The organism is Roseburia sp. AM59-24XD (assembly GCF_003478445.1).
In the GTDB taxonomy this organism is placed as follows: domain Bacteria; phylum Bacillota; class Clostridia; order Lachnospirales; family Lachnospiraceae; genus Jutongia.
Map to the genome: position 1 here is coordinate 21,920 of NZ_QUET01000032.1, position 11,618 is coordinate 33,537.

Annotated in this window: 10 protein-coding genes and 1 CRISPR repeat array; all 10 genes read right to left on the reverse strand. The window is 44.8% G+C overall.

The window, feature by feature from the left end; translation table 11 throughout:
• Positions 1-22: 22 nt before the first annotated feature.
• Complete coding sequence (locus DXA20_RS13620) at positions 23-937, reverse strand: ABC transporter permease (protein ID WP_022304922.1); 915 nt, start codon at positions 935-937, stop codon at positions 23-25.
• On the reverse strand, positions 928-1,953 hold the full coding sequence (locus DXA20_RS13625) for an ABC transporter permease (protein WP_022304923.1): 1,026 nt from the start codon (positions 1,951-1,953) through the stop codon (positions 928-930). Before DXA20_RS13625 ends, DXA20_RS13620 begins: the two co-directional genes overlap by 10 nt.
• Complete coding sequence (locus DXA20_RS13630; protein ID WP_118561536.1) at positions 1,943-3,481, reverse strand: ABC transporter ATP-binding protein; 1,539 nt, start codon at positions 3,479-3,481, stop codon at positions 1,943-1,945. Before DXA20_RS13630 ends, DXA20_RS13625 begins: the two co-directional genes overlap by 11 nt.
• Complete coding sequence (locus DXA20_RS13635) at positions 3,478-5,085, reverse strand: PucR family transcriptional regulator (protein WP_022304925.1); 1,608 nt, start codon at positions 5,083-5,085, stop codon at positions 3,478-3,480. The genes DXA20_RS13630 and DXA20_RS13635 overlap by 4 nt, the downstream gene beginning before the upstream one ends.
• A gap of 272 nt (positions 5,086-5,357) precedes the next feature.
• A complete protein-coding gene (locus tag DXA20_RS13640) occupies positions 5,358-6,122 on the reverse strand; it encodes a bile acid:sodium symporter family protein (RefSeq protein WP_243100681.1) in 765 nt (254 codons plus the stop codon).
• A gap of 224 nt (positions 6,123-6,346) precedes the next feature.
• A complete protein-coding gene (locus DXA20_RS13645; protein WP_118561538.1) occupies positions 6,347-6,802 on the reverse strand; it encodes a YaiI/YqxD family protein in 456 nt (151 codons plus the stop codon).
• Positions 6,803-6,818: 16 nt separating this feature from the next.
• Positions 6,819-7,691 carry a hypothetical protein gene (locus DXA20_RS13650; RefSeq protein WP_118561540.1) on the reverse strand — a complete coding sequence of 291 codons (873 nt, stop codon included), beginning with the start codon at positions 7,689-7,691 and terminating at the stop codon, positions 6,819-6,821.
• Between the two features lie 99 nt (positions 7,692-7,790).
• Positions 7,791-9,119, reverse strand: coding sequence for a type III-A CRISPR-associated CARF protein Csm6 (csm6, locus tag DXA20_RS13655; protein WP_118561551.1), 1,329 nt, complete (start codon positions 9,117-9,119; stop codon positions 7,791-7,793).
• A 16-nt stretch (positions 9,120-9,135) separates the two neighbouring features.
• Positions 9,136-9,453 (reverse strand): CRISPR-associated endonuclease Cas2, encoded by a 318-nt coding sequence (gene cas2 / locus DXA20_RS13660; protein WP_118561542.1) that lies wholly within the window; start codon positions 9,451-9,453, stop codon positions 9,136-9,138.
• Positions 9,454-9,465: 12 nt separating this feature from the next.
• Positions 9,466-10,470 (reverse strand): CRISPR-associated endonuclease Cas1, encoded by a 1,005-nt coding sequence (gene cas1, locus DXA20_RS13665; RefSeq protein WP_118561544.1) that lies wholly within the window; start codon positions 10,468-10,470, stop codon positions 9,466-9,468.
• Positions 10,471-11,150: 680 nt separating this feature from the next.
• A CRISPR array of direct repeats spans positions 11,151-11,617; the repeat unit is 36 nt; unit sequence GTTTTCGTCCCCTTTCCGGGGTCTCTTTATTTCTAC.
• Position 11,618 lies beyond the last annotated feature (1 nt).

The window sequence follows — 11,618 nt, forward strand, 5'->3', positions numbered from 1 at the left end:
TCTTAATTATTTATCTTAAGTTCTACGAATTCGCAGAGCTCTCAATAATCTTCTTTAATTCTGCAGGCATTGCCTGAACCTTCTTGCGGGATGCAAAGAACAATGCGCAGATTGTGAACAGATACGGAAACATCTGCAGGATGAATGTGGAAATATGAACGCCCTGTGCCTGCAGTAAAAGCTGCAACGCCTGTGCGCCACCGAAAATGTAGGCACCGATCATCGCTTTCTTCGGATGATATCCGGCAAGCACGACAAGCGCTACCGCGATAATGCCACGACCGTTTGTCATATTTTCAATCCATGTATGTGTATAAGCAATGGCAAGCTGCGCTCCGCCGATCGCAGAGATCATACCGCCAAGCACGACACCAATATAACGTAACAGCTTCGGGTTTGCACCATAGGCAAATACAACCTCCTCGTCCTCGCCGGTTGCCCGAAGTAACAATCCCAGTCTTGTCTTAAACAACAGATAACAAAGCAACGGACAGAGTATATAAGAAACATATACGAGAATGTCCTGATTAAACAGCGCTGTTCCTATGACCGGAATCCCGGACAGAACCGGAATCGGTATCATGCTAAGTCCATCAATGGAAACGCTGACGTACTGCTGTCCCAGAAACGACGTAAGACCAAGCCCCAGAAACATGATCGTAAGACCTGTCGCAAGCTGATTGGCTTTTCTGCCGATGACCAGGATCGCATGAAGCAGTGCAAGGACACCGCCACCGATTGCCGCCATCAAAATACCGAGAAGCGGGGACTTTGTGTGATAGGTACACACATATGCCGCAAGAGCTCCGACCACCATACAGCCTTCGGTGCCAAGGTTGATCACGCCCACACGCTCGGTTACCGTCTCACCGTAAATGCCATAGAGAACGGAGGTACCACACTGGATTGCTCCAGATAATAAAGATGTTATGAACATTTCTTACGCCCCTTTCCTTTCCACAAAATGCCAAGTAAAACGAGTGCCATCAAAATCTTGGTTCCGGAGGATGGAAGACCACTGGACTGCTCCAACACGTTACCCGCTACACACAGGAATCCGATCACCACGGAGGTAATGATCGCTGCCAGCGGATTGTTCCATGCCATCCATGCTGCCAGGAAACCGTAATATCCATAATTTACGCCGGTTGTCGTACGAAGTCTTCCTTCAACTCCGGCAATCTCTACCATACCTGCGATTCCGGAAATTGCACCGGAGATCAACATGGCAGCCATCTGGATCTTCGCCACTGAAAATCCTGCATGCTTTGCCGCCTCTGCATTTCCGCCGATCACACGAAGCCGAAAGCCACAGGCGCTTTTCTTTAAAACAAGCCAGGTGACAATTGCCACCGCCACAGCACCGAAGATTCCGATGCTTACACCAACATAGATCTCCGGCAGCCGGAGCTTATCTGCAATCTCCGGGGACATCGGCCAGCTGAAGGATTCCGGATCCTTGAGGATGCCATATACAAAGAAACTAACAATATCATATGCTATGTAATTCATAATTACCGTGGTCAGCGTTTCATTCATTCCCGCTTTGACCTTCATCAGTCCGGCAAGTCCGCTCCATACCGCTCCACCAAGCGCTCCTGCCACAAGCATCAGAAGGATTCCAACCGGCCCCGGCATGGATTTTGCAACAAAGACCGCCACAAACGTTGCAAGCAGAGCACCGATCGCGAGTTGTCCTTCCCCGCCGACATTGACCAGTCCTGCCTTGGCGGAGATCGCAGTCGCCACGGCAACCATAATGAATGGAGACGATTTCACAACAACCTGCCCGATTCCGTAAGAATTACCCAGCGTGGACACGATCATATCCCCATAGATCTGAATGGGATTGACGCCCTGTGTCATCAGGAAAACGCCGAATATTACGACCATCACTGCCAGCGCGAGCACTGTAAGCAACGCCTGTTTGATTGATTCCGTTTTATCTTTCATGCTCTTTTCCTCCTATCATCAGATCTCCAATTTCCAGTGCCGATGTTGTCTTCGGATCTAACTTCTCCGTCAGGGTGTCCCCGCTGATCACGACAATACTGTCAGATACAGATAACAGCTCCTCCAGATCCTCAGAAACAAGAAGAATGCTGCAGCCTTGATTTCTTAATTCCACCAATGTCTGATGAACCATCTCCACGGTTCCGACATCAAGTCCGCGGCTCGGATAGCTTGCCAAAAGGATCTTCGGCTGCTTCATCACGGCTCTTGCCAGCATACAACGCTGTATATTTCCACCGGAAAGTGTCGCAAGCTCTCTTGTTTTCTCCGGAACACCAAGCTCCTTTACGGCTTTGGATGTGTCCATCTTATCGGTCAGATCCTTCCAGTTGATTCCAACCTTTTTATAGGAAATCTCCGGTCCGTTCAAAGCGAAATGCTCATAAATCTTCATTCCGGCGACGACATTATCTCTCTTTGGATCCTCCGATACAAGTGCCATTCCCGCTTCGATCCTGTCCCGGATCGAGGACTTTGTCATATCCTTGCCATCGATCGTAAGCTGTCCCATTTTCAGGACATTAACACCAAACAATGTCTCAAGAAGCTCCCGCTGTCCTCGTCCTGAGATTCCTGCCAGACCGATGATCTCGCCGGCTTTCATGGTCAGATTGCCGTGCCGGATCAACTCCCGGTGCTGTGCATTGTAGATGCTCATGTCCTTTCCTTCCAAAAGAACCTCTTCCTTTTCAAAGACCTTTTTCTGATCCTCATAATCGGTGTGGATCGTCACCTCGCCACCCATCATTTTCGAGATCAGCCGCTCCTGATCGTAGCCGTTCTCTTTCTCTTCCTTCTCAACGATCTCGCCGTGGCGAAGCACGGTGATCACATCGGAGCATGCCATAACCTCATGAAGCTTGTGAGTGATCAGAAGGATCGCATAACCGTCATCGCGCATAGACTGAAGCATTTTGATAAATTCCTGTGCCTCCTGCTGTGTCAGCACACTGGTTGGCTCATCAAAAATCAGTACACGCATTTTTCCCATCATCAATACCTTGATGATCTCCACCCGCTGTCTTTGTCCCAGATCCATCTGACCGACCAGCATATCCGGATCAACCGGAATCTTATATTTCTGTGAGATCTCACAAATCTCCTTCTTGATCTCTTCCTTCGGACGTTTTCTTTTCTCCTTCGGAAGTGCCATCATGATATTTTCAAACGCGGTAAATGCCGGGATGATCCGAAAGTCCTGAAACACCATACCGATGCCAAGCCGCATTGCGATCTGCGGCGTCATATGAACCCGTTCCCTGTCCACTAAGATTTCTCCCGATGTTGGCTTATATGTACCGTAAAGCATTTTCATCAATGTGCTTTTGCCGGCACCGTTTTCTCCAACGATCGACTGAATCTGTCCGGCATATACGGACAAGTTGATATTTTGATTTGCTACAAAATCACCAAACCGGATCTTCAATTGATTTGTCTTAATGATTGGATTAAATTTGTTTATCTTCATCTTGCCGCCTCATTTCTATCTTTGAAATTCATGTTCCACAGTTTCAATGCAATCTGTAACTGCAACTGGATCTCCGCATCCCATTTCGGAAGTGCAAGCAGTTCCCTGATCTTCTCCATCCGGTAACTGATCGTGTTGTAATGCGTATACATACACGCTGCCGTTTCACGAAGATTTTGCTCTGTCCCAAAATAGGTACTCAGTGTTTCCAAAAGCTTTGTGTTATGCGCTGTGTCATATTCCCGGATCGGTTTTACAAAACGTTCCTCCATCCTGAGGATTTCCGGGTGTTCCATCGGAAGCAGTGACAGAACCGTGTAGCTTCCCAGATCCCGGTACCGGATCACTGCCCTTTTCAAATTGCAAAGTCCCGCGATCCGTTTGATCAGAAGTGCCTGTTGATATTCCTTTGCCAGAGAGGTGATCTCATCACCATCGCTGACATAGATGCATATATTTTCTGCCGGTATCTGCTGCTGCAGAAAATAGCGTTCAAACAACTCCTCAAGGTGCTCCAGCTGCTTTTCATTCAGGATCAATACAATATTGTCCTCCAGCGTAACCACCAAAAATTTCTTTTCCCACTGCCGCATCAGAAATTTCATCTGCTGCTCCCGCATCGGCCGCCATTCCTCTTTATTCAAAATCGCCACACCGTATTTACTTTGACTGTCGATCTGAATGTCTGCGTCTGCCGCATATTTGAGAATATCCTGCTGATAAACAAGAATTCCTTTGAGACAGTCGATCAGGAAATTGGCTTTATATTTTCTTGCCTGCTCCCGGATAATATGATAATTTCTAACCTGTATGAAAAGCATCTGCGCGACGTTTTCCAGGATTCCTGCCTCCACTCCGGAAATCGGTTCTCCCGTGATCAGATTTAAAAGCATACTGGAAAGATTCCGGTCATGCACCTCCATCGTGTACATTTTCACCTGCCGGTTTCTCAGTAACAGCTGGCTCATCTTGCCATCGGATGCCTTACTGCGGATCTTCTTACACACGTCATAATCAAGATCTCCCAGCCGCTCTTTTGCTCCGGGTGTCAGAAAACTTTTATTCATGGAATCAATGAGAAACAATGGAATGCCAAGCTCTTCCTCAATGCATTGCATTGTCTCAAGAATGTCTCTGCTTTGATTCATTTTCAGCAGAAGTGCCTCGGTCCTTTTCTGGATCTGCAAAAACAGATCGACAGATTTATTGGAAATTTTCTGAACCGCTTCATAAACCACATCCGCAAATACCGTGTCATCCGGCAGCTCGATCAGAAGCATATCCAATTCCCCGGCAATCGTAATGACCTCCTCCGGAATCGTCTGAATAAACCGTCTTGGCTTAATCGCAAATCCTGTGATATTTCGTTTTGCAAGCTTGCGAAGCAGTCGGATAAATTCTTCCAGATTATCTTTAAACGGAAATAATGTCGAAATAATGATCTCATCCTCCTCGACATATTTCTCAATGTCCGGCACCTCTAAGATGTTGACTTTGCCGATCCTTCGATGAAGTGATTTCGGGGCAGATAACACTTTGGCGCCCTGAACGGCTGCCAGCTCCATAAATTCTTCACCGGTAATGTAACCAATACTTTTATTCATGATCTGCCTCCTTACTTCACGAATTTCAAAGACGATACTGCAAGAATAAAATCAAAAAGGCGCTACCAATGTCTTGGTAACGCCTTCGTTATCTCGTGTTGTCTTTGATTGCTACTATCATACTATCTTCCCATGGTCGATACATTGTGATGATGTAACAATGATTCGTATTTCTTTTTGTGATGTTGTAATAATTTACGCTTACTATACTGCGTTTTCTTCGAATTTACAATATTTCTTTTCGCATAGTATGATACAGGCGGCAAACAGTATCATTGTCCTTTTCCGGAATTATCGCACAGGATTTTTCCATACAGTGCTGCAAGCACCTGCTGAAACAGCGTGCCGATCAGCACCGGAAACAGCACCTCTCCCGGAAAGGATGTCGTGGCGATCACCGCTCCCGCACTGATATTGCGCATACCTGCTCCGTACATCATCGAGATCTGCGTATCCCGGTCCTGTCCCATAAAACGGGCAATCCCCATTCCGACAAGGTAGCCGCCTGCAGCCAGACAGAGGATCAGCCCTGCCACCTCGAGCCGCTCTACCGTCATATGACGAACGTATGGTGCCACCCCGGAGGAATTGGAAGCGACGACAAAGATCAGTGCCATTTTTGAAAACGGCCCCAGCTTCTTCGGAAGTGTATCCTGCGCACGCCCCCTGCTGACCTCATTTAACGTCATTGCCACCAGTGCCGGCACCGCCACCATAAAGATCAACCGGCGGATCATATGTGTCATGTCGATCGTCACTCTGGAACCAACGAAAAGCCGCAGGGTAAGCGGGATCAGAAACGGTGCCAGAACCGTGTCGATCACGATCAACGCCAGCGTCAGTGCACTGTTGCCGCCATAGATCGTCACCCACATCATACTGACCACCGCCGTCGGAACCGCAAACTCCAAAACCATACCTGTCACCAGATTCGTATTATCCGGAAAGACCAGATTTCCAACACCGCATGCCACACCCGGGATCACAAGATGTAGCAGAAGCATGATAACAAGCAACGCCCATGGTGCCTTAAACACATTTGCCACATCGCGAAACCGGGATTTGAGTGCCCCCGTAAACGTAATAAAAGCAAAGACATAGGCACATACGGCACTCCATGCTTTGCAATCTGCGGAAACAACACTCCAAACAGCAGGCAGGACGGCGTCACAAATGCCATCCAGCGCTCAATGAAATCGTTGAATTTATAAAGTCCTTTCATAATTAAATCGCTTCCTACTCTTTCTGTCTGTTTTCTCTGTCAAGTAATCTCCCGAAGCCTTGCCTGAACCAACCTTTCCAAAGAATCACGAAACCTCTCATCATCTTCCGCTGTCCGCTTTTTCGGACCCTTGATATGATTCTTGTGAGAGGAGCGGCGTGCCTTTCGGTTCAGATGACGCTCCATCAGCATCTGATCGATATTCTCATTGGTGTACCACTTTCCGGACTGATGGATCGCCGCCGCACCCTTTCCAAGTGCCATCGCGGCTACACCGTAATCCTGCGTCACCACGATATCATCCCTCTTGCAGAGGCTGATCAGCTTGAAATCAACGGCATCTGCCCCTGCTCCCACCACGATCACCTCACTGTAATCAGAGCGCAGCACATGGTTGGTATCACATAGAAGTGTCACCGGGATATGATGACTGCCTGCAATCTGCTCTACAATATCTACCACCGGACAGGCATCCGCGTCAACAAAAATTTTCATGATCTTTCTCCAATATTTATATGTACTTTAACAATCTTTGCCCAAACAATGTAATATGGAACCGCTCCACATGATTGGCACTAATCGTCCCCACTGTCGCCTGAAATTCCACCTGCACAACTCCGAGATTTTGAAATTTCAGCAACGATCGCATCAGATACGCCCATTCCATATTCTTGTTGCCGTCACGATCCACAGCCGTCTGATTTAAAATACGCCCCATATCATCTATATTGATCATATTGAAAAACTTTGTAAAATCCTTCCAGAAAACGGTGTACTCTCCGTAGATCACATTACGATCATGCCACCGTGTCGGCGTGAAAAATCCGCCTCCCACGGAGTCGTTTTCATGGCTTTGTGCCGCATTCTGCTGTGCCTCTATATATTTCTGATTCTGTTGCGTCCGCTCCCCTTTCTCGAGGAAATGCTTCAGCCTTTTCAAAAAACGGATATCATTGGCATTGCAGGCAGAGACAATCTCGCATATCTCCTCATCCATTTCCTGCGCATCCTCCATAAGATATGCGATCATGCTGTTGATCAAAGTACCTGTCGTCTCAGGAAGCGCCGTCAGACACAGATGTTTGAGATTGTTGCGAAACACATATCTTCCATGCTCGTCCAGACATTCCAGCCGTTCCTGCAGCCTGTCCACACTCACCGTCTGCTCATTCAATTTAACCTCCAGCTCATGCAGACGCCGCTCGATGCTCGCCGCATCGAAAAAGGCACCAATCTCATTTACCACACTGGCGATCACCGGCACTGCGAGAAACCGCGGATCAACCGCCGGAAGGGCAGAGATAATGGCGGAGGTGATGTTGAGGAGCGGACGCGCTACGGAAGGGTGAGAGTCCTGTGAATCGTGGGTGTTATTCTCGGACATGATGACCTCCTGTTTCTCCATTTTATTTATTGTATTGCACACGATATACTACGTCAATTACATTTTCTCCACTAAATAAAATGTTTTCATTTTCTTTCATCAGTGATATATGGACATTCGATCCAATATTAACTTATTCATCTGATCATATGAATCCCAATAATCTTTTTTGACCTTTATCTCTGTGTAGCTGAAAAGCTCTTTAATCATATCCATAATTTGAGCCGATGTGAAGCCTGTCTTCTGGCGAATGACTTCATCCGTTATCGAAACAATCTGATGCGCTGCTAAATTCCGGACACTCTCTTCTACAGCTCGAATATGGTTAATCAACTGAATCAAATGCTTATCCTCGGAGATATTTTCAATTAATATTTTTAAATGAATCGAATAAACATCTTTCGCCTGAAAACGATTTTGATATTCCCGATTTAGAATCTCTCCTACCTGTGTCCCTTCCAGTTTTTTGGAGGACCACTTTCTTATATTGGATTTATTATCCTCACAATAATCGTTTATATCAATATTACACTGCTTTTTTAAGATCATTTCAAACAGATCAACAATTAATGGCGTAATTGCACGAATAAAATCTGCATATTCTTCTTTTTTTAGCTTTACGGCAACACTCAATGCATACTCAAAATACTTCCGTTCAGAAGATGCCCGAACAGGAAGACATTGTATTCCCGTTTCTCGCAACAATCTGTCTACCGCCGAGAAATTCAAAAGCAATCTTTGGGCAGCCAGTTCAATGAGTGCTCTATAAGAATCTGTCGCTTTTCCAGGCAAGGTTTCCAATGTGTCCAATGCCGCCTGATAATCATAAACCTTAATATGTTTTTTTATTATTTCTTCCCGCTTAATGCATGAAAGCGTTGGACACTCTACCTCTCGACATCGATTTTCGAAATCCGGCTCATTGTCTTCGTTTAATTCCCACAATGTTTCAACATCATATCCCTTATGATGATGTTCATTAATACCTTTTTCCGGCGTTACTACCTGTATTAATTTTGCAGGATATTCTTCCAACGTCTGTAACACAGCCAATCCACTTTTCATTGCCGGCGTTCCGGAAGAAATATTCAACAGTAAAGTATCCCCCTTTTCCATCTTTTCAAAAATGCCACCTACAATACTACGAAAATCCTGATAAAAATAATCAAACTCATACACTTTTGTAAGTTTCTCCCGTTCTATAACTTCAACCTCAAATGTATGATTCAACAGATTCCCCAAATGTTCAATGCAATAACGATACCGATCATCCGTTTTCTGAAATGCAAGCATCTCCTTTGACATATACAATATCACTTTATCTGGTTTATAGACTCTGCAGATATGTAACATGGATCCATCTCTGCAATTTTGTGAAGAAATCGGATCCGTTCCTCCTACCGGTGTAAATAAAATTGTTCTTCCCATTTTCACTTCCTCCATCTTATATAATAACGACCTCTTCATCATGTATCTGTATACTTTCACCAAATAGTGAAACTTCCCCCTGACCACGTATCTTGTAAACTCTGATATTATCCTCTTTCTTATTGATCAGACCGGGTATTTCTTTTAATAGATTACGATACAAATTTTCCGAAATAATTGCTTCAAACGCAGATTTCTGTACACGAAATCCGTATCCATTCATCTTTTTGGCAAATTTATTTCTTCTTTTATTATCTACAATATCATATATTATCAAAATATACAGTTTTTTGCTATTCTGAATCTCCTCTGTATTCCAAAAATAATTCTCCATGCTTTACTCCTTTTACCGAATAACAATCGGTGTGTAAACATCCACATCCTCCGTCTCTATCGCTTTCACAAATTGTCCAATCTGAAAATCCAAGGCTCTTCGAAAACTAACTGCATAATCAATATAAGACAAATACCTGCTGTCTGCCCGAAATTTATTTTCTAATTTCTTAATATACAATTTGAAAGCATCCTGCGTTAAAAATACCCCCGGTTGATCCATTTCTGAATAGAAATCATCCACAGAAAGTTCGTGTCCATTTAACATACTCAATGCTGTGGAATCGATCAATACCGCTCTCCATTCCTCCATTAAATCACTTGCTAATGTCGGATGCTTTTCTCTGTCTTTATGCATCACTCCAAAATATGGATTCAAGCCTTTTCCTTCAATTTTCCCATATATTTCATTTAGAATAATAGAATATCCCAAGCTGATCATTGAGTTAAACGGATCTCTGGGCGGTCTTCGGGATCTACCCGAAAAAGTAAACTTTGGATCAATCAGTAGTGCTAATATTTTAAAGTATATTCTGGCAGCAGTTCCCTCATATCCCATAATCTGCTCCACTGTCTTAGCACATATCACTTTCTTCTGCATTATCTGCATTTCGACCAAAGGTCGCTCTATATCAATATCCTTATTTCTGGCATATCTCCGTAATATCACCATTTGATTCCGAATCTTGGCTGATATGATCTTCCTGGAGAAATCAACCTTAAATACATCATCATTCGCTATCGCCGCCTGCTTCCTCTGACGCTGCACATTTACATGCGTCGTCGATACCAGCCTGCCATAATATGCACCATTGATCGAATAATAGATTACCGAAACTCCTCTTTTCAGACATTCTGCTACGCATTGTGTTGTCAACTGGACTTTTCCAAAGACTTCGATCACTTCCAATGTTTCTGCTGGAATGCTTTTAATCATGCCATCTTTGTACTTTACCTGAAAACGATTTCCGTTAATGCCAATATACGCTCCCTGCTCCGATACATATAAATAACTCATTTTTACCTCCCATCATGTTTTATCTTTCAAATTATTGTGTACAATTCTATCGTCCCCTTTCCGGGGTCTCTTTATTTCTACGCACAAGGAGATTTACAGGAACGTCAAGGACAGAGTTCTCGTCCCCTTCTCGGGGTCTCTTTATTTCTATGTGCTATAAGATTGACCGAATCAGCCGCTCCATGTTTTCGTCCCCTTTCCGGGGCTCTTTATTTCTACGGTTATGTTCCCGACTGGTGGCAAAAATGAATAACAGTTTTCGTCTCCTTTCCGGTGGCTCTTTATTTCTACCGTCAATCTACTTGGCAAAATAGATCGCGGTAGTATTCTCGTCCCCTTCTCGGGGTCTCTCTATTTCTACGGATAAAATCAATAATGTTTATACCCAGGACAATTCTCGTCCCCTTTCCGGGATCTCTTTATTTCTACTAATGCGGTCTGCCTATTATGCCGATAAAATCCCGTTCTCGTCCCCTTTCCGGGGTCTCTTTATTTCTACACGGCGGACAAGTTACCTCCGGAATTGCAGGAGAGAGTGTTCTCGTCCCCTTTCCGGGGTCTCTCTATTTCTACGCAGATGGTTACATTAGTTGTATTTGCACTGATCAGTTCTCGTCCCCTCTCCGGGGTTTCTTTTATTTCTACTGCGACGTCAAGATTCTTTCGGAATTCTGGGCGATGTTCTCGTCCCCTCTCCGGGGTTTCTTTATTTCTACAACACATGCTTGCGCAGACCGCGATTGCTATGTCATAGTTCTCGTCCCCTTTCCGGGGTCTCTTTATTTCTACAAGGTGGTAGAGTATAACCAAGCTAATCAATACCACATTTTCGTCCCCTTTCCGGGGTCTCTTTATTTCTACAAGACCGAAGAGGAAAAAGCTATCGAGCTGGCAGACCATTTTCGTCCCCTTTCCGGGGTCTCTTTATTTCTACTAACAAACACATAAAGGAGGATACATATTATGACAAAGTTTTCGTCCCCTTTCCGGGGTCTCTTTATTTCTACAAGAAAATCGAGTATTTCCTCAATGAAACAGATCGGTTTTCGTCCCCTTTCCGGGGTCTCTTTATTTCTACGAAGAGGAGTACTTAAAAAGCAAAAATATGCTAGTTTTCGTCCCCTTTCCGGGGTCTCTTTATTTCTACC